Consider the following 23492-nt stretch of genomic DNA (forward strand, 5'->3'; position numbering starts at 1 on the left):
TCACTCACTTGACGGAATCAAGAAGAATTAATTCTTCCTCATTACTGTTTTTGTGAGCGTTTGATAACTCCGAAGAGCTTGTTCCGAAGAACTGGCTGCCTGCCCTCAAACGCCCACGCTTATCGGCTGTATTTTTTTAAGGAACCGAGTGCAAAACCGGAAAACCCGATCTTGAATCTCGTTGCTTGCTGCGATCAGCGAAGCCTTGAATTCTATCACAACTTTGCCGCCTGATTTCTTTCGGATCGGCTAGCAAAAATTTGCATTTCGCTCAGTGAAGCCTTGCATTGTACACAGATTTTGGCAGGCCAGGCAACATCCACACGGACATCCAGACAAAGAACCCCGGCAGGCCTTGCCTGCCGGGGTTCTTTGTCGCTTCTCAGGCGCTAGCTGCCTGCTCCAGTGCATCAACAAACAGTGCTGCCACATCGCAGCCGGTCTGATCAAAGATCTCCTGGAAGCAGGTGGGACTGGTCACATTGATCTCGGTGACGTTGTGACCAATCACATCCAGTCCGATCAATAGCAGGCCACGCTGCACCAAACGCCCCCCAATGAACTCGGCAATTGCCTTGTCCTGCTGCGCCAATGCCTGGGCAACCCCCTTGCCGCCAGCCGCCAGATTGCCGCGCACCTCATTGCCCTGCGGAATGCGTGCCAGGCAGAACGGCACGGGCTTGCCGCCGATGATGAGCACCCGCTTGTCGCCATGAACGATGTCGGGCAGGAACTTCTGCACCATGACGCTGGTGGAGCCGCCCTGATTCAGGGTTTCGATGATGCTGCCTAAATTGCGGCCGTCTTCGCCGACTCGGAAGATACCCATCCCCCCCATGCCGTCCAGCGGCTTGAGGATGATGTCCTTGTGCTCTGCATGAAAAGCACGGATGTCCTGGGCGCTGCGCGTGACCAGTGTCGGCGAGATGAACTGTGCAAACTCCATGATGGCGAGCTTTTCGGGATGCTCGCGCAGTGCGCTGGGTTTGTTGAAGACCTTGGCGCCCTCACGCTCGGCCTGACCGAGCATGTGCGTGGCGTAGAAGAACTCGGAATCGAAGGGCGGATCCTTGCGCATGACGATGGCATCAAAATCTGCCAGTGCCGTCAAAGCGCTTCGCGTCTCCTCGAACCAGCGGTCTTGCTCCCCGGTCAGGCTGATATGGCGCACCTGCGCCATGACCTTGCCGCCGCTTTGCCAGGAGATATGGCGGGGCTCGCAGGCCACGATCTGGTGACCTCGGCGCTGAGCCTCACGCATCATGGCAAAGGTGGAGTCCTTGTAGATGACAAAGGATTCCAGCGGATCGGCAACAAACAGTATTTGCATGGTGAAAAACTCTAGCGGTAGAGGTAGATACCGGCATCATGCCCAGCCGGGCAAAACACCACAATATGACGGCAGATACTCAGGTCCTGCGCGCACGCAGGCTCTGGACAAGCAGGGCCAGGCTGCCTGCAACCACACCCCAGAAGGCTGAGCCCACCCCTGCGATGACAACGCCGCTGAGCGTGACCAGAAAGGTGATGAGCGCTGCCTCTCGGTGCTTTTCCTCCTTGAAGGCCGTCGCCATGCCGCCGCCTATGGAGCCCAGCAGGGCCAGTCCGGCGATGCAGGCCACCAGCTCCTTGGGAAAGGCCGTCAGCAGACCGGTGACCACCGCACCAAAGACACCTATCAAAATATATAGCAGTCCGCAAACGGCAGCAGCGGTATAGCGCTTGTCCCTATCCTCATGCGCCTCGCCTCCCATGCAGATCGCCGCCGTGATGGCGCTGAGGTTGAGGGCATAACCGCCAAACGGCGCCAGCAGCAAGGTCGCCACGCCCGTCATGCTGATGACCCTGGAGACGGGTATCGGATAGCCTGTGGCACGTATCACCGCCACTCCCGGCAGATTCTGCGAAGCCATGGTCACGACAAACAGGGGCAACGCCAGGCTGATGAGCGCCTGCAGCGAGAACTCGGGAGCCGTATAGACCGGCATGGCCAGCCCGCCATGCACGGCCGACCACTGCATCTGCCCGCTCAGCGCCGCCCAGGCGGTTCCGGCCAGCAGGGTGATGATGACCGCATAGCGAGGCGCCATACGCCGCGAAAGCAGATAGGCAAGCAGCATGACCAGCACCAGGGACAGATTGGTCTCGGCCGCAGAGAAAGCCTGCATGCCGAACTTGGCCAGCACGCCGGCCAGCAGGGCCGACGCGATTTCCATGGGGATGCGGTTCATGATGCGCTCGAACCAGCCGGTCACCCCCACCAGAATGATGAGTGCCGCGCTGACAATAAAGGCGCCGATCGCCTCCCCCATGGAGAAACCGCCCGCCAGCCCGGCGGTCGCCAGCACCGCCGCCCCTGGGGTGGACCAGGCCACCATGACCGGCATGCGCAGAATCAGCGACGGGACCAGCGAGCACAGACCCATGCCCAGGCCCAGCGCCCAAATCCAGGAAGTAATCTGCTCAGGCGTGGCATGAAACGCCTGCGCTGCCTGAAACACCAGGGCCACCGAACTGGTAAAGCCCACAAGCACGGCCACAAAGCCTGCGGCCACGGCGGCAGGGCTCAAGTCTTTGAAAAAGCGCATCCGTGCATTCTGGCACCAGCCCCACCCAAAATGATGCACTCCGCGTAAGCGCGAATGACGAAGCCCATCATCACATCAAAATCAATAGCTATCAGCGCTTGCTGATAAAGAGCCAAAGGCCTATTTGACTCAAAGTATTTACAGCTCGATCTTGGAGCCCAGCTCCACTACCGAGTTGCTCGGCAGGTGCAGGAAATCAGCCACCCGGCTCGCGTTCTTGTGCATCTGCGCAAACAGCTTTTCGCGCCAGTGCGCCATGGAGTTGTTCATGCGCGGGATGATCACATCACGCGACAGGAAATAGCTGGTGGACATGGAGTCCAGCTTGCAGCCCTGGGTACGCAGCTGCGCCAGCGCCGCAGGCACATCGGGCTCGTTCTTGAAGCCGTAGTGGATGATGACTTCCCAGCAGTCGCCGCCCAGCGACTCTGCCTCCACCCGCTTGTCCATCCCGACCCAGGGCACTTCGTGGTTGCGCACCGTCACAAAGAGATTGCGCTCATGCAGCACTTTGTTGTGCTTGAGGTTATGGAGCAGCGCATGCGGCACGGTGCCGGGCTCCCCCGAGAGGAAAACCGCCGTACCGGGAACGCGCGTGGGCGGATGACGCCAGGTGGACTCCAGAAACTGACGCAGATCCAGCGCATCCGCCTGCAACTTCTGATGCAGCAGCTCGCGCCCTCGGCGCCAGGTCATCATCAGGGTAAAGACCGTGCCACCGATCAGCAGCGGGAACCAGCCGCCTTCAAACAGCTTGAGCAGATTCGAGGCGAAGAAAGCCAGATCCACCACGAAGAAGAAGCCCGTCGCCAGCAGGCACAAGGCCAGCGAATAGTTCCAGCGATAGCGGATGACAAAGAAGGTCAGCATGGTGGTGATCAGCATGTCCAGCGTCACCGCAATACCGTAGGCCGCCGCCAGATTGCCGCTATTGCGAAACAGCAGAACAGCCAGCGCAATCGCCACAAACAGGCCCCAGTTGACCAGGGGCATATAGATCTGGCCGGTCTCCTTCACACTGGTGTGGCGTACCTCAAAACGTGGGAAGTAGCCCAACTGAATGACCTGACGCGTCACGCTGAAGGCTCCCGTGATCAGCGCCTGCGAGGCGATCACCGTGGCCATGGTGGCCATGATGACCAGCGGCAGCAGCGCCCAGCTGGGTGCCATCATGAAAAACGGGTTCTTGACTGCCTCGGGATTGGCCAGCAGCAAAGCGCCCTGACCGAAGTAATTCAAGGTCAGCGCCGGCATGGCAACGCTGAACCAGGCCAGGCGGATAGGCTTCTTGCCGAAGTGCCCGAGATCGGCGTACAGCGCCTCGGCACCCGTCACACAGAGCACGACCGAGCCCAGAATGATGAAGCTGATGCCCGGGCTGTTCCAGATGAAGCGGACCGCGTAATGCGGGCTGAGTGCCGCCAGGATTTCCGGATGCCCCATGATCTGGTGCACGCCCAGCAGGGCGATACAGACAAACCAGGTCACGGTGACAGGGCCAAAGAACTTGCCTATGCCTGCGGTGCCGCGCTTTTGCACGAAGAACAGCAGAAACAGAATCACCAGTGTCAGCGGAATCACGGCCTTGGTGAAATGCGGCGAGATGACTTCCAGGCCCTCAACCGCCGAGAGCACGGAAATCGCCGGAGTGATAACACCATCGCCATAGAAGAGCGAGGTGCCGAACATACCCACCAGAAACAACGTGCCGGACAGTCGCGGCCTGTCCTTGACCGTCTGGGAGGCCAGGGCCAGCATGGCCACCAGCCCGCCCTCGCCGTTGTTGTCGGCGCGCAGCACCAGGGTCACGTACTTGAGGGAGACGATGACCGTGAGCGTCCAGAACAGTACCGAGAGCACGCCATAGACGTTGTCCGGCGTGAACGGCACATAGCCTGAGCCGAAAACCTCCTTGACCGAGTACAAAACACTGGTTCCGATGTCTCCGTAGACGACACCGATCGCGCCCAGGGTCAGGGCGCCTAGCGAGGATTTCGAATTTTGCACGATTCAGGAAGCGACTCGTAAGGCAGTCACCAAGTGATCAAATTGTCGGCATTGTGCGCTGTCCTCAGCGCCTGCGAAATCAGTCGTAGATTTCTGCGTCGGGATTAGTGGCTTCCAACTCGTAGCTGGCCGCCAACATGGCCAAACGTGCTATCACGCCATACATATAGAAGCGGTTGGGTGCGCTGGCGCCCGGACGCGCGCTGGCCTGAGGCAGGTGGTTGCTCTGCTGGAAAGCCAGGGGCACGTAGCCCGCACCGGGGGCATTGAGGTTCTCGTCCTCGCCGCGTTCGGGGTGCATGCGGTAGAAACCTCCCACCACGTAACGATCCATCATGTAGACCACAGGCTCGGCCACGGCGTTGTGCATGCGCTCATAGGTCAGCACGCCCTCCTGCACGATGACGTCATGCACGGTCTGGCCGTCCTTGATGACGCCCATCTTGTTGCGGCTCTTGCGCGGCAGCGCAGCCAGCTCCTTGGCGTCGCGCACGGTCATCACGCCCATGCCATAAGTGCCGTTGTCGGCCTTGACCACGGCAAACGGCTTTTCCTTGATGCCATATTCCTTGTACTTGCGGCGCACCTTGGAGAGGATCACGTCCACCTGCTCGGCCAGGGCCTCCATGCCCGTGCCTTCGGCAAAGTCGATGTTCTCCACATGACCGAACAAGGGGTTGATCAGCCAGGGGTCGATGCCCAGCAGCTTGCCGAAGCGCTTGCCGACTTCCTCGTAGCTCTGGAAGTGACGGCTCTTGCGGCGCACATTCCAGCCTGCATGCAGCGGCGGCAGCAGGTATTGCTCGTACAGCTCCTCGATGATGCCGGGCACGCCGGTGGAGAGGTCGTTGTTGAGCAAAATGGTGCAAGGGTCGAAATCCTTGAGGCCCAGACGGCGCTTGCTGCGGATCACCGGCTCCAGCTTGATCTCGTCGCCCAGGGGCAGCGTGATGGACAGCGTCTTCTTGATCTCGGGGCTGATGGAGCCGATGCGCACATTGAGACCCGCCATGCTGAAGATGCGCTTGAGCTGCAGCACGCTGGCCAGATAGTGGGTGTTGCGTGTGTGGTTCTCGGGAATGATGAGCAGATTGCGCGCCTCGGGGCATATCTTTTCGATGGCAGCCATCGCAGCCTGGACAGCCAGTGGCAGCATTTCATCGGTCAGGTTGTTCCAGCCGCCTGGAAACAGGTTGGTATCCACCGGTGCCAGCTTGAAACCCGCATTACGAATATCCACCGAACAGTAGAACGGCGGCGTGTGCTCCATCCATTCCAGGCGGAACCAACGCTCAATGGCAGGCATGGAGTCGAGAATGCGCTGCTCAAGTTCGTTAATGGGGCCGGTCAAAGCCGTGACGAGATGTGGAACCATAAATACCCTCAGGAGACGATGGTGGGGGGCAATTGTAGAGATTGAAGCATGAGATAGGTGTTTTCCCCAGTCTTTGTTTCAACGACGCCAGAACGCCGGTGACAGCAAAGCCATGAAACTCAGTATCTCGAGCCGCCCCAACAGCATGCCCAGAGTACACACCCAGATCTGGAAATCCGTCAACACCGTGTAGTTGGATGCGGGCCCAACGGCCCCCAGGCCCGGCCCCATGCAGTGCACGCTGGCCAGCACGGCAGAGAAGGCGGTCAGAGGGTCGAGATCGGTCAGCAGCAACACCATGCTCAGCACAATGACGGTGGCACCGTAAACCAGCATGTAGGCCAGCACCGAAAAAATCATCGGGTTATCTACCACCGCATCGCCCAGCCGCACCGGCTGCACGGCGCGCGGATGCACCAGACGCGTCATCTCGCGCCTGGCCTGCTTGACCAGAATCAGCATGCGCACCATCTTGATGCCGCCGCCGGTCGAGCCCGCGCTGGTGGCCACCCCCGACAGCAGCAACAACAGAACGGGAATGAACACCGGCCAGGACAGATAGTCCGTGGTGGAAAACCCGGTGGTCGTGGCGACCGAGACCGTGTGGAACATGCCGTTGCGCAAGGCATCGAGCGGCCCATAGACCCCCTTGACCCAGAGCAGCAGCGCCACCAGCAGGCCCGAACCCAGCAGCACGCCGATCGTGGCGCGCATTTCGGGGTCGCGCATGAAACTATCGATGCGCCCCTTGCGCATGGCCACGAAGTACAGCGCAAAGTTGCAACTGGCCAGCAACATGAACAGCAAGGCCGCGGCCTCCAGCAGCGGCGAGTTGAAATAGGCGAAGCTGGCATCGTGCGACGACAGCCCGCCCAGGCTCACCGTGGCGAACATATGCATCAGCGCATCCAGCGGCTGCATGCCGCAGGCCCAGAAGGTCAGAAAACAGCCAATGGAGAACAGCGCGTACACACCCCACAGGCCTTTGGCCGTCTCGGTAATACGCGGCGTGAGCTTGGTGTCCTTGACGGGACCTGCAGCTTCCGCCCTGAAAAGCTGAGCGCCGCCGACACCCAGCAGTGGCAACACGGCCACGGCCAGAATCAGAATCCCCATGCCGCCCATCCATTGCATGAAAGTACGCCAGACATTGATGGACACCGGCAGCTTATCGAGACCACTGAGCACCGTGGCCCCGGTCGTCGTCAGGCCCGATACGGCTTCGAAGTAGGCATGGGTGAGACTGATGGAGATGCCCACCCGGTTCAGCCCCATCATCAGCGGCACCATGGCGCACAGCGGCAGCACCACCCAGACCAGGGTCACCAGAATCACGCCATGACGCGGTTGCAGATCCTGCTTGTGGCGGTGCAGACCCCCCCACAGCAACAGGCCCACGCCAACCGTCAGTCCGATCGACCAGGGATAGATACGCCAGATGCCATCCTGCGTGAACCAGGAGATGCCAAAGGGCAGCAGCATGGCGCCGGCAAACATAATCATCAGCATGCCCAGCACACGCAGGACAGGGAGCAGATCTTTCATGAGCGCAGCTTAGAAAAAGGTGGCGCTGACGCGGAACAGGTTTTCCACGTTGCGCACCAGCCGCTTGTTGGGCAGGAAGAACACCACATGGTCGCCGGATTCGATCACGGTATGGCTGCGCGGAATGATGACCTCGGTCTCCAGTGCCGCCCCCGCCACTTCCTCGCAGGTCTTGCCTTCTGGAATGCCGCGCACGATGAGACCGATATGCACCTCCTCGGGCAGGCGCAGCTCTTCCACCTTGCGCCCCACCACACGCGAGCTCTTGCGGTCGCCGCGCGCCACGATCTCCAGTGCCTCGGCAACGCCGCGGCGCAGGCTGTGCACTGCTTGCACATCGCCGCGGCGCACGTAGGCCAGGAACTCGCCCAGCATGGCCTGCGCCGGCGACAGCGCAATATCGATCTGCGTGCCGTGCATCAGGTCGGCATAGGCGCGGCGATTGATCAGCGACAGAACACGGCGTGCGCCCATGCGCTTGGCCAGCAGGCTGGACATGATGTTGTCCTCGTCATCGTCCGTCAGCGCGAGAAACAGATCCACCTCCTCGATGCCCTCTTCCTCCAGCAGGGCCTCGTCGGTGGCATCCCCCTCCAGCACCAGCACTTCGGCAGGCAGCACCGACGACAGGCTCAGGCATTGCTGGGCGTTGGACTCGATGATCTTGACGTGAAAGCGCCCGGGCGTCTGCGCCAGCTTCCTGGCCAGCCGCAGGCTGACCTGGCCTCCGCCCGCAATCATGATGCGGAACACCGGCCGGCTCGGGCGGCCTTCGGGCAGGTTGATGGCCTTGAGAGCCTCGGACACATGCTCGGTCGCGGCCAGCATGAAGACTTCGTCGCCGGGCTCTATGCGCGTGGCCCCGTCGCAGCGCACGAACCGGTCTGGCTCGTCCATGAAGCGGCGGTAGATCGCGACGATGCGCATGGCCAGCTCGGGCATGCGCTCTCGCACCTGGGCAATCTGCAGGCCCACGGCAGGCGCGCCGGCGCGTGCGCGCACCGAGGCCAGAGCGGCCCGACCGCCCGCAAAGGCGCGCACCTGCATGGCTTCCGGGTATTCGATGAGCTTGCGGATGTAATTGGTGACCGATTCCTCGGGACAGATGATGCGATCGACCGCAAAACCCTCCTTGCCCAGCACCGGATCATCCACCGCAAAGCTGGACGAGCGCACCCGCGCAATGCGGGTCGGAATGTCGAACACGGCCTGGGCAATCTTGCAGCAGACCAGGTTGGTCTCGTCCATGGAGGCGCAGGCGATCAGCAGGTCGGTATCCTTGGCGCCCGCCTCGGCCAGCACCTGGGGATCGATGCCGTTGCCGACCACGCCGCGCAGGTCGAAGCGCGACTCCAGCTCACGCAATGCTCGCGCATCCGTGTCGATGACGGTGATTCCGTTTTGCTCGGACACCAGACTTTCGGCCACACTCTGGCCTACGCGCCCGGCACCCAGAATAATGATTTTCATGGTGTTATGGAAAGGGATCCAAGCTGCGGCATCAATTCAGACCGATGAGGGCCGCAAACAGCCCTCGTCGGCGGGTGGATCTCAGGAACGGACTTCGCCGTCGCCCAGGACCACGTATTTGAGCGAAGTCAGGCCTTCGATACCTACCGGCCCGCGCGCATGGAACTTGTCGGTGCTGATGCCGATCTCGGCACCGAGTCCGAACTCGAAGCCATCGGCAAAGCGGGTGCTGGTATTGACCATGACGCTGGCCGAATCGACCTCGCGCAGGAATTTCTGTGCGTGCAGGTGATTGGTCGTCAGAATCGACTCCGTATGGTGGCTGGAGTACTTGTTGATGTGGGCAATGGCCTCGTCCACACCGTCCACCAGCTTCACGCTGATGATGGGCGCCAGGTATTCCTCGTACCAGTCCTGCTCCACCGCCTGGGCCAGCTTGGCATCCTTGACAGTCTGCAAAATGGCCAGCGCCTCGGCATCGCAGCGCATCTCCACGCCCTTGGCGGCATAGACGGCACCGATCCTGGGCAGGAAGTCTGCAGCCACGGCGCGTGCCACCAGCAGGCTTTCGCTGGCGTTGCAGGGGCTGTACTTGTTGGTCTTGGCGTTGTCGGCCACCTTTACGGCCATGGCGATGTCGCAGGGGTCATCCACATAGGTGTGGCAATTGCCGTCCAGATGCTTGATGACGGGCACCTTGGCCTCGCGGCTGATGCGCTCGATCAGGCCCTTGCCGCCCCGGGGGATGATGACGTCCACATAGTCGGGCATGGCAATGAGCTGACCCACGGCATCGCGGTCGGTGGTCTCCACCAGCTTGACGCCGTCTTCGGGCAGGCCGGCCTCGGCCAGCGCCTGGGCCACCAGCCTGGCCAGCGCCTTGTTGGAGTCGATCGCCTCCGAGCCGCCGCGCAAAATGCAGGCATTGCCGCTCTTGATCGAGAGGCTGGCCGCTTCGATGGTCACATTCGGGCGGCTTTCATAAATCATGCCGAACACGCCCAGGGGCACACGCATCTGACCCACGCGGATACCGCTGGGCATCTGCTTGAGGCCGCTGATCTCGCCGATCACATCGGGCATGGAGGCGAGTTGCTCGCAACCTTCGGCACAAGTCTCCAGCACCTTGGGCGTCAGACGCAGCCTGTCGACCATGGGTGCCGACAGGCCATTGGCCACGGCGCGCTCCAGATCACGAGCATTGTCGATCTGCAGCGGCTCGACGTTCTCGCGCAGCAGACGGGCCAGCGCCTTGAGTGCTTTGTTTTTAGTAGCTGCAGACGCACGCGCCATCAGTGCAGAGGCGGATTTTGCCTGTACACCAAGGTTGTGCATGTATTCGACGGTATTGAGCGCGTTCATGGCGTGATTTTCGCCGAGATAAGCAAGTTGCGCAGACAAGCCCGAGCACGAGGGGGTTTATGGCCCTGCTGACACCTACACTCAGCCTCTGAATCGCAAGGAGACTTATGAGCCACAACACCACAGCGCTGCAGGAAAGCGCCCGCCAGCTCCAGCAGCTGCGCAGCGGATTCGAGCAGCTCGCCCACTCGCAGATCAGCGCCAGCGCCCTGGGCCAGCAGGCACGCGCCGCGACCACATTGCTTGAGGCACTGCCACCACGCTATGGCGAGGTGCTGCTCAACCTGCTGGACCGGCTCGAATCCAGCGCGCTGTTCACCGAGGAAAGCTGCTCCTTCAGCCAGAAGGACCTGCTGGACAATCTGCGCCTATGGGCCGACAAGGCCCAAACCCAGCTAGCCGCCAATCCCGGCTGAGCCGCAAATCAGCGCCCGGCCTGGGCCAGCTGCATGGCCAGTTGCCGCAGGGCCTGCCAGCTGTCGCGCGGCCAGCCCGCGCTGGGCAAACCTTTGACAATGCCGTCCACGGCATGGGCAGCCTGGAGCAGTTCGGCCGCGCGTGCATCGCTGACACGCGGCAGCAGCCGTTCCATCAGTCTCTCCTTGGGGCCCCAGATGCGGTTCTCGCGCAGTGCCATGGGCAGGGGCTTGCCGCCCGCCATGGCGTCCTTGACCCGCTTGATGTTTCGAATGTCCTCGGCCAGCGCCCAATGCACCAGCACCTCGGCCTCGCCTTCGGCCTGCAGGCCGTCCAGCATGCGCATGCTGCGCGCCACCTGGCCCGAAAGCACGGCCTCGGACAGCTTGAACACGTCGTAGCGCGCCACATTGAGCACCGCCTGCTCCACCTGCGCCAGACTCAGCTCGCCCTCGGGGTGGAGCAGGGCCAGCTTCTGAATTTCCTGGTGCGCTGCCAGCAGATTACCTTCCACTCGGTCGGCAAAGAACTGCAGCGTGCGCTGGCCCTCTTCACCGGCAGCCACACGCTGGTTCTGCAACGCCAGACGCTGTGCAATCCAGTGCGGCAGCGCGCCGCGCTCCACGGGATCGATCTGGATGGAAACGCCGTTGCCGTCCAGCGCCCCAAACCAGGCCCCGGTCCTGGTGGCCTTGTCCAGGCGCGGCAGACTGATCAGGGTCAGCGTGCTGTCGTTGCCCTGGGCGCTGCTGGCCAGTTGCTGCAGCGCAGCACTGCCGTCCTTGCCGGGTTTACCGCTGGGAATGCGAATTTCCAGAATCTGCTTGTCCGCAAACAGGCTCAGGCTGCCGCCGGCCGCCAGCACGCCGCTCCAGTCAAAGTGCGCGCCCATGACGGTGTAGCTGCTGCGCTCGGTATAGCCCTGAGCGCGCGCCGCGGCACGGATCGCGTCGGCCGCTTCCTGCTGCTGCAAGGGCTCGTCGCCATGCAGCACATAGAGCGAGCGCAAGCCCTTGGCCAGATGGGAGGGAAGCTGGTTCAGCGCAAGCTGCATGGAGAAAAGTTTTCTATAAAAAGTATCTGAAACGCCCTGAATTCAAGCATCAGCAGCTATCAGATTTATCGAGCCAACGCTGGAGACTCTCGACCTCCTCTCGGGAACGGCACAAGCGCCGCCCCGCCACGCAGCCACTCAGGCAATGGCTTATGACACCTGTAGGCTCTTCACTGCGCCGAGGCGGCGAATGATCTGCTGGACGATGTCGTTGCGCATGTCCTTGTTCAGCATTTCCTCTTCTGCAGCTTTGGACAAGGCATTGGTTTCGTTATAGGTCACGTTGCGGATCTGGCGAATTTCGACCGGCTCGATCAGCCCGTCGCCGCCGGGCGTGCGCAGCGAGAAGCGCACAAGCAGGCGCAGCTCGATTTCACGCACCTGACCAGCCACATTGGAACCAATGATCACGCGCTGAGCCTGCTCGCTGATGATCTGGCAGATCACTTCGGCAGTATCGGGCGAAGCCGGGTCCTTGATCACGGTCAATTGATCGCTGACCGACTCCAGACTGCGACGCAGCAAAGTGCCCACGGGCGCACCACGCCCCGCCTGCACGTAAATGGAGCGAAACACAAAATTCGGCGCTCCGCGCAGGCGAAAGCCGCAGGCACCCAGCAAAGGCGTCAAGGCCATGGCGGCCAGCAGCGTACGTTTTTGCATCAACTGTCCTCTAATCTTCAAGCCCTGCTGCGAGCATCGCCTCCTGCTCCAGAAATACAGAACAAGAGCCGCCCCGCAGCGAAGGTATTGTCCCCCTCTCGCGAAGCGAGAGAGGGGGAAGGCGGGGCCTCCTGGGCACACAGCGCCTCAGGGGGGAGCCATTTACACCACAATATTCACCAGACGTCCCGGCACCACGATGATCTTCTTGGGTGCACGGCCTTCGGCAAACTTCTGGTACTCCTCGTTGGCCAGCGCAGCCGCCTCAATGGCAGCCTTGTCGGCAGTGGCGGACACCAGGATCGCACCGCGCAGCTTGCCGTTGACCTGCAGCACCAGCGAGATCTCGTCCTGCACCAGGGCCTTGGGATCGACCTGCGGCCAGGGGGCATCGAGCAGATCGCCCAGGTGGTTGGCATAGCCCAGCTCGCTCCACAGCACATGCGCCAGATGGGGCGTTGCGGGGTAGAGCACGCGCAGCAGAATGCCGAAGCCTTCGATCAACGCCACCTTGGCACCGGTGTCATCCAGGGCCTTGAAGTCTTCCAGCGCATTGATCATCTTCATCGCGCCGGACACCACGGTGTTGTACTGCATGCGCGAGTAGTCGTACTCGACCTGCTTGAGCACGTTGTGGATTTCCAGACGCAAGGCCTTGGCCGCCTTGCCGAATTCCACATCGTCCAGCGACTTGGCGCCGGCCACGCCCTGCACGGCGGAAGCCATGTCCATGCCTGTCAGCTTGCTGCCGAAGTTGTAGACGCGGCGCAGGAAACGATAGCTGCCTTCCACGGCGGCGTCGTTCCACTCCAGAGTCAGCTCGGGAGGCGAGGTGAACATGGTGTACAGACGTGCGGTGTCGGCGCCGTACTTCTCGATCAGATCCTGAGGGTCCACGCCGTTGTTCTTGGACTTGGACATGGTGCCCACGCCCTCGTAATCGATGGCGGTACCCACGGGCAGCAGGCCGTCGGCGCTGTCCACTTCGACCTTGAGCTTGGCGCCGATGATCTTGCCGGAGTCGTCGAACACATGCTCCACATCCTTGGGCCAGAAGTATTCCTTGGCGCCCTTGGCCGTGCGACGGCTGTAGATGTGGTTGAGCACCATGCCCTGGGTCAGCAACTTGGTGAAGGGCTCGTCGATCTTGACCAGGCCCAGGTCGCGCATGACCTTGGTCCAGAAACGCGCATACAGCAGGTGCAGGATGGCATGTTCCACACCGCCGATGTACTGGTCCATGGGCATCCAGTAATCGGCGCCGTCGGCCACCATCTGCTCGCCGTTCTTGGCGTCGCAATAGCGCATGAAGTACCAGGACGAGTCCACGAAGGTGTCCATGGTGTCGGTTTCACGGCGGGCAGGCTTGCCGCAGCAGGGGCAGACCACGCCGGCGTGGAAGGCTTCGCTCCTGACCAGGGGATTGCCGGAGCCATCGGGCACCAGATCCTGGGGCAGGACCACGGGCAGGTCCTTCTCGGGCACGGGCTGAGGACCGCAATCGGCGCAATGAATGATGGGGATGGGAGTGCCCCAGTAGCGCTGACGGCTGATGCCCCAGTCGCGCAGACGCCAGGTGGTCTTGAGCTCGCCCAGGCCCTTGTCGCCCAGAATCTTGGCCACGGCCTGCACCGCATCCTTGTGGTTCAGACCGTCGAAGTCGCCGGAGTTGATCAGTACGCCGCGCTCCTTGTCGCCATACCAGTCGCTCCACTGCTTGTCGTCATAAGCGGCCTGGCCTTCCACGGCCACCACCTGCTTGATGGGCAGGCCGTATTTGTTGGCAAAGGCGAAGTCGCGCTCGTCGTGGGCCGGAACGCCCATCACGGCGCCGTCGCCATAGCTCATCAGCACATAGTTGCCGATCCAGACCTCGACCTGCGCGCCGGTGATGGGGTGGGTGACGAACAGGCCCGTGGGCTTGCCTTCCTTTTCCTTGACGGCCAGCTCGGCCTCGGTCGTACCGCCCTTTTTGCACTCCTCGATGAAGACTGCCAGTTCGGGGCTGGAGGCCGCCGCATGCAGCGCCAGCGGGTGCTCGGGGGCAACCGCGCAGAAGGTCACGCCCATGATGGTGTCGGCACGCGTGGTGAAGACATACATCTTGCCATCGCCGATCAGTTCGCCCGCAGCGTTCCTGACCTCATGCGTGAACGCAAAGCGCACGCCGGCGGACTTGCCGATCCAGTTCTCCTGCATCAGGCGCACCTTGTCGGGCCAGCCATTCAAGGTGGCCTTCTCGTTGCCGACCTGCACATGATCCAGCAGTTCCTGAGCGTAATGGGTAATGCCCAGGTAGTAGCCGGGAATCTCGCGCTTTTCCACCAGCGCGCCGGTACGCCAGCCGCGGCCGTCGATGACCTGCTCGTTGGCCAGCACGGTCTGATCCACCGGGTCCCAGTTCACCACCTGGGTCTTGCGGTAGGCAATGCCTTTTTCCAGCATCTTGAGGAACAGCCACTGGTTCCACTTGTAGTACTCGGGGTCGCAGGTCGCGACCTCGCGGCTCCAGTCGATGGCCAGGCCCATGGCCTGCATCTGCTTCTTCATGTACGCGATGTTCTCGTACGTCCACTTGGCGGGCGGCACCTTGTTCTTCAGCGCAGCGTTCTCGGCTGGCAGACCGAAGGCGTCCCAGCCCATGGGCATGAGGACGTTGTAACCCTTCATGCGCAGCTGGCGCGTGAGCATGTCGTTGATGGTGTAGTTGCGCACATGGCCCATGTGCAGCTTGCCGCTGGGGTAGGGCAGCATGGAGCAGGCGTAGTACTTGGGCTTGCTGCCGTCTTCGGTGACGCGGTAGGCGTCCTTGGCTTGCCAGTGGTCTTGCGCGGCGCGCTCGACCTCGATGTGGTTGAATTTTTCTTGCATGGTGCAGTGCAGTGGCCGCCAGCCCCACTTGGGACCCGGCAAGGTAGAAATCTGAAATCAGCAGGGATTTTAGGCTGCCCGACCGCTTGCGCCGTTTTAGCCTTGCATGACCGCAGAACCCGCTGCGCCATCCCTGCGGCCTTCCTGCACGCCACGCTGGGAAATACGGCTTTGCGTAAGCTAGTGGCTGTTCACACATTGCTGAACTTTTTGCACGCCAGCCGGTCTTACCGGCCTGTTTACGTGCCCGACGCCATCGCCTGCCTTCTGCCCGAAGTTGCCAGACTTGCGCTCCTGCCCCGGTCCATTCTTCTGAGGAGCTGCTCTTGCTTTCCCGCTGGTCTTTTGTTTCTGACTGGAATCCCGCCATGCAAATGCTGGCCTCGCTCTGCGTCCTGGCCCTGACCGCTCTTGTGGCCGGCTGGCTGACCCAGTGGCTGGGGCTCAAGGTCTTTCGCCGTATGCGCGACACCCTCAGGACTGGCTGGGCCCAGATCCTCATGCACGACAAGGTGCTGCGCCGCCTGGCCAAGGTCGTGCCCTCGCTGATCGTGCAGTTCGGCGTGCAAGGCGTGCCGCATCTGGAGCCGCGCTGGACCACGCTGATCACCAATGTGGCGGTGGCCTTCACGCTCTACCACCTGGCACGCGCGCTGTGCGATCTGCTCAATGCCACGAACGAGGCCCATGAACGCGACGAGGCACGCAAGGCCGCCGTCCAGACCCATTCCATCAAGAGCTATGTGCAGTTGGGCAAGCTGCTGGTCTGCAGCTTTGCCGTGGTGCTCATCGTGGCCACGCTGATGGACCGCTCGCCGCTGCTGCTGCTCTCGGGCCTGGGCGCCATGTCGGCCGTGCTGATGCTGGTCTTCAAGGACACCATCCTCTCCTTTGTCGCCGGCGTTCAGCTCGGCAGCAACGACATGCTGCGCGTGGGCGACTGGATAGAGATGCCCCAGGTCGGCGCCGACGGCTTTGTGACCGATATCGCGCTCAATACTGTCAAGGTGCAGAACTGGGACAAGACCATCACCACCATTCCCACCTGGCGGCTGATGACGGACAGCTTCAAGAACTGGCGCGGCATGTTCGACTCGGGCGGACGCCGCATCATGCGCTCGCTGAACCTGGACGCCAACACCGTGCACCTGCTTTCATCCGAGGAACGCGCGGGCATGGGCCATATCGCGCTGCTGCAACCCTACTGGAGCGAGCGCGACGGCCTGCAGGCCATGCCCGGCGCGGCCGAGGCCGCCATGCCAACCCAGGCCATCGCGGCCCACCAGGTGACGAATCTGGCCGCCTTCAAGGCCTATGCCTACGCCTATCTGATGGGCCACCCGCGCATTGGCAAAGGCCCGGGCATGTTCCTCATGGTGCGCACCATGGAGACATCGCCCACGGGGCTGCCACTGCAGCTGTTCTGCTACACCAACACCACCGTCTGGGTGGAGTACGAAGGCATACAGGGCGAAATCTTCGACCATCTGATCGGCGTGCTGCCGCAGTTCGGGCTGACGCTGTACCAGCGCTCGTCGGACTACGGCACCCACTATCCGCCCGCCCGTCCCGATGTAGTAGCCCGTTAATACCCGCGGCGCCACTTGCCTGTCCACAATGGTTTGACACTTCAAAAGGAGACAGACCATGGCAGGCAAGAAGATTTTGATGATTTGCGGCGACTACTGCGAGGACTATGAAACCATGGTCCCGTTCCAGGCCCTGCTGGCCGTGGGCCATACCGTGCACGCGGTCTGCCCCGACAAAAAGGCCGGCGACCAGATCAAGACCGCCATCCACGACTTTGAAGGCGCACAGACCTATAGCGAAAAGCCCGGCCACAACTTCACGCTCAACGCCACGTTTGCCGATGTGAAGCCCGAGCAGTACGACGCCCTGGTCATCCCCGGCGGCCGCGGCCCCGAGTATCTGCGCGGCTATGAAAGCGTGCGCGCCGCCGTACGTCACTTCTTCGACACCAACAAGCCCGTGGCCGCCGTCTGCCATGGCGCGCAGTTGCTGGCCGGGGCCGGCGTGCTCAAGGGCCGCACCTGCTCGGCCTACCCCGCCTGCCGCGCCGAAGTGGAACTGGCCGGAGGCAGCTATGCCGACATTCCCGTCGACCAGGCCCATACCGAAGGCAATCTGGTCAGCGCCCCGGCCTGGCCTGCCCATCCTGCCTGGATCGCCCAGTTTCTCGCTCTGCTGGGCACGAAGATTTCGCACTGAAATCGGCCTCCAGCGCTTTTCCACCAAGCGTAGCAAGCTATCAATTCGAGAGTTCACCTCTTGACGCAGCAGTCGCCGGGCCACACCATGGCCCGGTTTTTGTTTTGGAGAGTCGCGCCATGTGCCAGGTCTTTATCAGCGCCGATCCGCAGCTCTGGGCCCACCGGGCCCGCTCCATCCGGCTGCATGGAGTCGCCACCAGCATCCGGCTGGAAAACCTGTTCTGGCAGGTACTCGAAGAGATTGCCGCGCGGGACGGCTATACCGTTCCCCAGCTCTGCACCAAGCTCTACGACGAGCTGCTGGCCGAGCGCGGAGCGGTGGACAACTTCAGCTCTTTTCTGCGCGTCTGCTGCACCCGCTATCTGGCGCTGCAGCTGTCGGGCGATATTCCGCAGGACATGGGCATACCGATTCGCTCGCTGGGCAATGCCTCGTCACTCAAGTCCTCAAGCCCACAACTCACGCACTGAGGTTCAGCGCAGATACACGGCCTCGAGTCGCAGCAGCGCACGCCCCTCGGCATCGCTGAGCACCAGTTTCTGCCCCTGCACGACATAGCTGCTGACCTGAGCCAGAGTGGCCAGCAGCAGCTGCTCCCGGCGCATGCCCTGCACGCAGGCCATGCGGGTGCCGCCCACGGCCGAAAAACGCAGCCAGCGCCCATCCAGGCTGTAGTTGCCGCGCAGGCGATTACAGCCGCCCGCGCCATGAAAACGGCCGCTACCGGTCTCCAGCACCAGATGCGGCTCGGGCTGATTGTCATAGGCGCTGACATACGGGCCGTCACCCAGCTGCACCAGTTTCCAGTAGGTATCGAGAAGCGGGGCCGGCACGGCAGCCATGGCTTCGCCTTCGGACGCTGCAGGCCCTGCATCCGCAGCGCCGACTGCCAGGCTCCCCAACAGCAAGAGTGCGCTCAATGCCGGGCGAAGAAAGGTATGCAGCTTCGAGAAAGCAGTCATCACAAACACCTTTGCGGCCTTCAACGCATACAGACAAAGCGCTTGAAGCTCATTATTCAGGAGTCTCAGACGCTTGCGCAAGCACCTGATCACCGTGCACAAAGCTGCAGGCCGCCGCATTGGTACAGCGCCAGATGGCCTGCCCCGCCAGCGGCCCGCGCTGCATCAGCAACTTGCGCAGCGGCCACTCGCATTGCGGGCAGACCGGCACAGCATCGACCCGTCCGTGCCGCACCGGCTCTGCAGCCTCTGCCGCAGTGTCAGCCAACCTGGCAGGAGCCGCAACGGCAGGCTGGGCGGGCGACACCTGCGCCGACAGATCCCTATCGACCGCTGCCGAAGGCGGCGCCGGCATGACTGGCTCCAGCAGAATATCCACGGCCTCGGGCACGGGCGGCTTGACCAGATGGGCAGCGGCTTCCGCCACCGGCTCCTGCCTGGGTTTGCGCGCCTTGCTGGCCGCCTGCAACTGCCGGACATGCGCCACATGCCGCCTGTCGGTGGCACGACCGGGCTGCAGCCGCAGTTCTTCGAGCTTGTCCAGCAGCGCCTGCATTTGCTCGGGGCTCCACACGGGCTCGGCAAAGCTCTGGATATGGCCGACAAAGCCGAGGCCGCGCGTGACATGGGCCGGCATCTCGGTCTTGAACTCGCAGTCGCCCACAAAGGCGATCACCGAGTGCAGATGCTCGGGCGCGATGTCCAGCAGCGACTGCAAGGTCTTGATGTGCTTGTAGTTCTGGCGCAGCGGGTTCTGGAAGCGGCTGCGCTTTCTGAAGATCTGCTGCGTCCATTCGCGCTGCTTTTCGGTGCCGAAGATCCAGCCCTGGTAGTTCTTGGTTTCCAGCACGAACAGGCCGTAGGGTGAAAAGATCAGATGGTCGATCTGCGTGCTGCCGCCATCCGCCGTGGGCAGCGTGACGTTGTGCATGTCCACATAGACCAGCGGATCGAGCTGCCGGCGGATCGCAGCCTGCACGGCCCGCTCGCCGCGCCAGCCCTTGAAGCGCGGCGAGCGCAGCACGGCCGCCAGCACCGCGAATGCCAGCGCCAGCCCCAGATACAAAAACAGGCCATTAAAGGCCGTGGAAAGAATCTGATTCATTGATCCCACCATGTCAAAAACTGGCGCGTACAAAAGTCAGAGATGCCAAGCAGGAGCCGCCTCGCGGCGGGGGCGCCCGGCCAGGGGGAGCCTTTAATTCAACGCCATGCTCAGCTTGCGGCGATAGCTGTTGACCAGGGCCGTCGCCTCATCCTGCTCGGCGCTGTTCTTGCCCAGCAGCTCGATGCCGCCGCTGGTCTTGCCGGGCACAGCGTCCTGCTTCTTGGGCTTGGGCGGGGTCAGCAGCTCCAGCACGCCGACGATGAGCTTGCGCGCCGCCTGCTCGTTCCAGGTCTTGTCGCGCATGATGATTTCCAGCAACTCGTCCATGGCATCGGTCCACTGGCTGTGGGCCAGCAGCGCGCGCGCACGGCCGAAGCGGGCGTCGAAGTCGCGCTTGTTGGCGGCGATGGCGGCGTCGTACTTGGCCACGTCGGCATTGTCGCCCTGGACGGCGAATTCCAGCGCCTTGAGCCACTGGTTCAGCGCTTCGAAGCGCAGCGGCTGGGGAATGCGCTTGACGGGCTCTGCCAGCAGGGCCGCGGCTTCCTCGAAGCTGCCGGTGGCGATCAGCAGGCGCACATAGTCAAAGCGCGCATCGTCGTTGGCCGGGTCGGCCGCCAGCGCATCGGCCAGCTTCTGCAGCGCGGCCTGGGTGTCGCCGGACTCCAGCAGGGCCTGGGCTTCGTCGGCGTCAGCCTCGGCCGCCAGCTCGCCCTCGGAGGGCAGATGCTTGTCCAGAAACTCGCGCAGCTTGCCTTCGGGCTGGGCGCCCATGAAGCCGTCCACAGGCTTGCCGCCGATCATCAGCACGCAGGTCGGGATGGAGCGGATGCCGAACATGCTGGCCAGCTGCTGCTCCTGATCGGAGTCGATCTTGACCAGCTTAAAGCGGCCTTCATAGGCGACTTCCAGCTTTTCGAGCACCGGGCCCAGCGTCTTGCAGGGGCCGCACCAGGGTGCCCAGAAGTCCACCAGCACGGGTACGGCCATGGAGGCGGCTACGACTTCGGCTTCAAAATTCTCGAGGGTGACGTCAATCATGTGATTCCCAATGCTGCTTGTGCGCTGCCACCCGGGCAGCGGCGCTGAAAAATCTGCGAACCGGTCACTCCAGCAGAGTGGCCACCGCGCGATGCTGCGATTCTCCACGCAAATGCGCGAGCGCAAGCCATAGACCAGAGCGGGCCGGGTCTTTGCTCCTCAGATGGGAGCAGCCTGCGCATGTTTCAAGGTCGATTCAAGGTGTTTTATGCTGAAAACCAATGGATGACATGCGCAAGTAGCTACGGTTTCAAGAGTAACCGCCCCGCAGCCGCGCTCACCCCTGGGCTATATTGCTTGCGAACCAAGGAGCGCAGACTTGATTGAAGTTTCACAACTGGTGTTTGAATACCCGGGCCACCGCGCCCTCGACGGCGTGAGCCTGTCCATCGCAGCGGGCAGCGTGACGGCACTCGTCGGCCCCAACGGCGCCGGCAAATCCACGCTGATGCGCTGCATCGCCGGCCTCGAACAGCCGCTGTCCGGCCATATCCGTGTCAAAGGCCTGTCGGTCGAGGAACAGCCGCGCGAGGTGCACCGTCACCTGGGCTATCTCTCGGACTTCTATGGTCTGTATGACCGGCTCAGCGTGATGCGCTGCCTGCAGTACTCGGCCCTGTCCATGGGCGTTGCACCCGGTGACGTGGATGCCCGCGTACGGCAGGTGGCCGCCCAGCTGGGCCTGACGGAGCTGCTGCACCGCCACCCGACCGAGCTCTCGCGCGGTCAGCGCCAGCGCGTGGCGATCGGCCAGGCCATCGTCCACCAGCCCGGCGTGCTGCTGCTCGACGAGCCGGCCAGCGGCCTCGATCCCGATGCGCGCAGCAGCCTCTCGACGCTGTTTCGCCAGTTGCAGGCCCAGGGCATGACGCTGATCGTCTCCAGCCACATCCTCAGCGAGCTGGACGAGTACTGCACCCATATCCTGAGCATCCGCGACGGCCGCATCGAAAGCCACGAGGCGCTGCAGAACGCCCATGACGAGGGCCAGCCCGCCGTCGCCGGCCAGCAGCCCCTGCTCTATGCGCTGGAAGTGGCCGTGGAGCCAGGCGAAGGCCTGGAGGCGCGCCTGCGTCAGGCCTTGCTGAGCACCTCGGTGCAGGACTTCGACACCACGGGCCGTCGCCCGATCCAACTCTGGCTGCCAGCCGCCGCCAGCGCACGCGCCCAATGGCTGGCCCAGCTGGTGCAGGCCGGCATTCCCGTCGCCGCGCTCTACCCGGTGCGCGAGCGGCTGCAGGACCGCTATGCGCGCACTGCCCAGGCCCGCGATACCGAAAGTCAGGAGCAAGCATGAGCCAACGCAATCCCGAATTCCAGCGCCAGCTCTGGCTGAACTGGCGCCCCTCGCTGCTGGCCTGGAGCCTGGGCCTGAGCCTGCTCATACTGGCGCTGCCCTTCGCCCTGTCCTCCGCCAAGGGACTGCCCGGCACCCTGAGCATGACCGCCATTGCCGGCCTGTATCTGGCAGCCATCATCTATGGCAGCGTGCTGGCCGGGCGCAGCCTGGCCGAGGAAGCCAGCCAGAACACCTGGGACTGGCAACGTCTGTCCGTGCTCACGCCCTGGCAGATGGCCTGGGGCAAGCTGCTGGGCGCCACCTTGCCGGCCTGGCTGTACGTGCTGTGGTTTGCACTGGCCGTGGCGGGCATCACCCATTTCTGGGCGCTGGAGCCCCTGAAGCTGCAGCATACGATTGGCCTGGCCGTGATCTGGGGCCTGGGCCTGCAGACCTGGGCCATGAATTCCGTGCTCATGAGCTGGGGGCTGAGGGACAGGCCCATCAATCGCCGGCGAGCGGCACTGCTGCCTCTGCTGATCCTGTTCTTCGCCCCCGGCCCCTTTATCGACCATGTCTACAAGGGCATGGTGGACATCGACGCCGAGCCCGTGTTCTGGTGGGGCCTGAATGTGGGCGGCCTGGGCCTGGCCTATCTGGCCGGTGCGCTGGTGCTGGGCCTGGGGCTGCTGGCCCTGTGGCGCCAGCTTTGCACCCGACTCGATGTACGCACCCTGCCCTGGGCCTGGCCTCTGGGTCTGGCGCTGACGGGATTTTTCACAGCCGGCTCGCTCAATCTGGGCATTGCCGAATTTTTCAGCAGCACCGCCTGGATCGCGCTGATCGGCACCGCCTATGTCGCCCTGCAGCACATGGACCAGCATCTGCGCGCCTGGCGCCAGGTTCAATGGTCGGCCTCGCGCCAGCGCTGGCGCGAGGCGCTGGAGGCACTGCCGCTGTGGCCGGTCAGCCTGCTGCTGGGCTTTGCCATGGCCTTGCTGCTGCTGTTCGCCCCCCAGTCACTTGAGGCGGCCATCAGCGGCAAGCTCAACAGCTTTACCTTCTATCTGTGTCTGCATCTGCTGCGTGACTGCCTGCTGCTGACCGGCTTCGCCCTGCTGGCGGGCAGGCTCAAGTCTCCCCTGGCCTCGTTTGTCATCGCCTGGCTGATCCTCAACATCGCCGCGCCGCTGCTGGCCTATGGCATGGGCGGCTATACAGGTGCCATGTTTGTTCAGCCCGTGGTGGCCATGTGGATGGGCTCACCGGACGGCATAGAGCAAGCCGGCGCCTGGGTCAGCTATGTGCCCTGGGCTTCTCTAAGCCTGCAGATCCTGGTCACGCTGGCCTGGGTCATTCATGTCTTCAGGGACCGCGTGCTGGGCTTTGCACGCGATAACGCGGCGGCCCATATCCGGGAGTCATAGTTGCTTTGCCCGGACGGCTATGCCCCACAGTCAGGCGGCAATGCGGCAAAACCGTAAAATCAGGGGTTCCACTAGGCCGGGCGGCAGCGCC

General features: G+C 62.7%; 19 protein-coding genes. 6 read left to right on the forward strand and 13 right to left on the reverse strand.

All coding sequences use genetic code 11. The features are described from left to right. Nucleotides 1–382: 382 nt before the first annotated feature. The 7 genes from gshB to ACWGXF_RS03490 all read right to left on the reverse strand — a co-directional run bounded on the left by gshB (nucleotide 383) and on the right by ACWGXF_RS03490 (nucleotide 10347). Nucleotides 383–1330, reverse strand: a complete 948-nt coding sequence (gshB, locus tag ACWGXF_RS03460; protein WP_256629059.1) for a glutathione synthase — start codon at nucleotides 1328–1330, stop codon at nucleotides 383–385. 79 nt (nucleotides 1331–1409) lie between these two features. Next, entirely contained in the window at nucleotides 1410–2588 is a 1179-nt protein-coding gene (locus tag ACWGXF_RS03465; RefSeq protein ID WP_256629060.1) for a benzoate/H(+) symporter BenE family transporter, read from the reverse strand. Nucleotides 2589–2726: 138 nt separating this feature from the next. Continuing rightward, complete coding sequence (locus tag ACWGXF_RS03470; protein WP_004340454.1) at nucleotides 2727–4595, reverse strand: potassium transporter Kup; 1869 nt, start codon at nucleotides 4593–4595, stop codon at nucleotides 2727–2729. Nucleotides 4596–4674: 79 nt separating this feature from the next. Continuing rightward, nucleotides 4675–5970, reverse strand: a complete 1296-nt coding sequence (gshA, locus tag ACWGXF_RS03475) for a glutamate--cysteine ligase (RefSeq protein ID WP_004340452.1) — start codon at nucleotides 5968–5970, stop codon at nucleotides 4675–4677. A gap of 78 nt (nucleotides 5971–6048) precedes the next feature. Continuing rightward, nucleotides 6049–7515 (reverse strand): TrkH family potassium uptake protein, encoded by a 1467-nt coding sequence (locus ACWGXF_RS03480; RefSeq protein WP_039050275.1) that lies wholly within the window; start codon nucleotides 7513–7515, stop codon nucleotides 6049–6051. A gap of 9 nt (nucleotides 7516–7524) precedes the next feature. Next, the gene (gene trkA, locus ACWGXF_RS03485) at nucleotides 7525–8985 is read right to left on the reverse strand and encodes a Trk system potassium transporter TrkA (RefSeq protein ID WP_004340446.1); all 1461 of its coding nucleotides are present in this window, start codon (nucleotides 8983–8985) and stop codon (nucleotides 7525–7527) included. Between the two features lie 81 nt (nucleotides 8986–9066). Then, nucleotides 9067–10347, reverse strand: coding sequence for a glutamate-5-semialdehyde dehydrogenase (locus tag ACWGXF_RS03490; RefSeq protein WP_039050276.1), 1281 nt, complete (start codon nucleotides 10345–10347; stop codon nucleotides 9067–9069). A 107-nt stretch (nucleotides 10348–10454) separates the two neighbouring features. On the opposite strand from ACWGXF_RS03490, the gene ACWGXF_RS03495 reads away from it, so the two are divergent. After that, nucleotides 10455–10763 (forward strand): hypothetical protein, encoded by a 309-nt coding sequence (locus ACWGXF_RS03495; RefSeq protein WP_012840194.1) that lies wholly within the window; start codon nucleotides 10455–10457, stop codon nucleotides 10761–10763. Between the two features lie 8 nt (nucleotides 10764–10771). Here ACWGXF_RS03495 and holA read toward each other — a convergent pair whose 3' ends face one another. The 3 genes from holA to leuS form a co-directional block, all read right to left on the reverse strand. Beyond that, on the reverse strand, nucleotides 10772–11818 hold the full coding sequence (gene holA / locus ACWGXF_RS03500; RefSeq protein ID WP_004340437.1) for a DNA polymerase III subunit delta: 1047 nt from the start codon (nucleotides 11816–11818) through the stop codon (nucleotides 10772–10774). A gap of 150 nt (nucleotides 11819–11968) precedes the next feature. Continuing rightward, nucleotides 11969–12481 carry an LPS-assembly lipoprotein LptE gene (locus ACWGXF_RS03505; protein WP_256629066.1) on the reverse strand — a complete coding sequence of 171 codons (513 nt, stop codon included), beginning with the start codon at nucleotides 12479–12481 and terminating at the stop codon, nucleotides 11969–11971. Nucleotides 12482–12643: 162 nt separating this feature from the next. Beyond that, nucleotides 12644–15352, reverse strand: coding sequence for a leucine--tRNA ligase (leuS, locus tag ACWGXF_RS03510; protein ID WP_256629068.1), 2709 nt, complete (start codon nucleotides 15350–15352; stop codon nucleotides 12644–12646). A gap of 368 nt (nucleotides 15353–15720) precedes the next feature. Between leuS and ACWGXF_RS03515 the strand changes: the two genes are divergently transcribed. From ACWGXF_RS03515 to ACWGXF_RS03525, 3 genes are all read left to right on the forward strand, one after another. Beyond that, entirely contained in the window at nucleotides 15721–16941 is a 1221-nt protein-coding gene (locus ACWGXF_RS03515) for a mechanosensitive ion channel family protein (RefSeq protein ID WP_039050278.1), read from the forward strand. A gap of 58 nt (nucleotides 16942–16999) precedes the next feature. After that, on the forward strand, nucleotides 17000–17581 hold the full coding sequence (locus tag ACWGXF_RS03520) for a DJ-1/PfpI family protein (RefSeq protein WP_003060496.1): 582 nt from the start codon (nucleotides 17000–17002) through the stop codon (nucleotides 17579–17581). Between the two features lie 119 nt (nucleotides 17582–17700). Next, nucleotides 17701–18054, forward strand: coding sequence for a ribbon-helix-helix domain-containing protein (locus tag ACWGXF_RS03525; protein WP_054074346.1), 354 nt, complete (start codon nucleotides 17701–17703; stop codon nucleotides 18052–18054). 3 nt (nucleotides 18055–18057) lie between these two features. On the opposite strand, the gene ACWGXF_RS03530 is transcribed toward ACWGXF_RS03525, so the two are convergent. The 3 genes from ACWGXF_RS03530 to trxA all read right to left on the reverse strand — a co-directional run bounded on the left by ACWGXF_RS03530 (nucleotide 18058) and on the right by trxA (nucleotide 20695). Continuing rightward, nucleotides 18058–18546, reverse strand: coding sequence for an META domain-containing protein (locus ACWGXF_RS03530; protein WP_054074366.1), 489 nt, complete (start codon nucleotides 18544–18546; stop codon nucleotides 18058–18060). A gap of 52 nt (nucleotides 18547–18598) precedes the next feature. Then, complete coding sequence (locus tag ACWGXF_RS03535; protein ID WP_054074345.1) at nucleotides 18599–19651, reverse strand: nuclease-related domain-containing protein; 1053 nt, start codon at nucleotides 19649–19651, stop codon at nucleotides 18599–18601. Between the two features lie 93 nt (nucleotides 19652–19744). Next, nucleotides 19745–20695 (reverse strand): thioredoxin, encoded by a 951-nt coding sequence (gene trxA / locus ACWGXF_RS03540; protein ID WP_054074344.1) that lies wholly within the window; start codon nucleotides 20693–20695, stop codon nucleotides 19745–19747. A gap of 319 nt (nucleotides 20696–21014) precedes the next feature. Here trxA and ACWGXF_RS03545 point away from each other — a divergent pair, with 319 nt between their 5' ends. Together ACWGXF_RS03545 and ACWGXF_RS03550 are read left to right on the forward strand one after the other, a co-directional pair. Further along, the gene (locus ACWGXF_RS03545; RefSeq protein ID WP_054074343.1) at nucleotides 21015–21992 is read left to right on the forward strand and encodes an ABC transporter ATP-binding protein; all 978 of its coding nucleotides are present in this window, start codon (nucleotides 21015–21017) and stop codon (nucleotides 21990–21992) included. Next, the gene (locus ACWGXF_RS03550; protein ID WP_452101686.1) at nucleotides 21989–23401 is read left to right on the forward strand and encodes a hypothetical protein; all 1413 of its coding nucleotides are present in this window, start codon (nucleotides 21989–21991) and stop codon (nucleotides 23399–23401) included. Before ACWGXF_RS03545 ends, ACWGXF_RS03550 begins: the two co-directional genes overlap by 4 nt. The last annotated feature ends 91 nt before the right edge of the window (nucleotides 23402–23492 follow it).

The sequence above is a fragment of the Comamonas sp. HJ-2 genome, assembly GCF_053615495.1.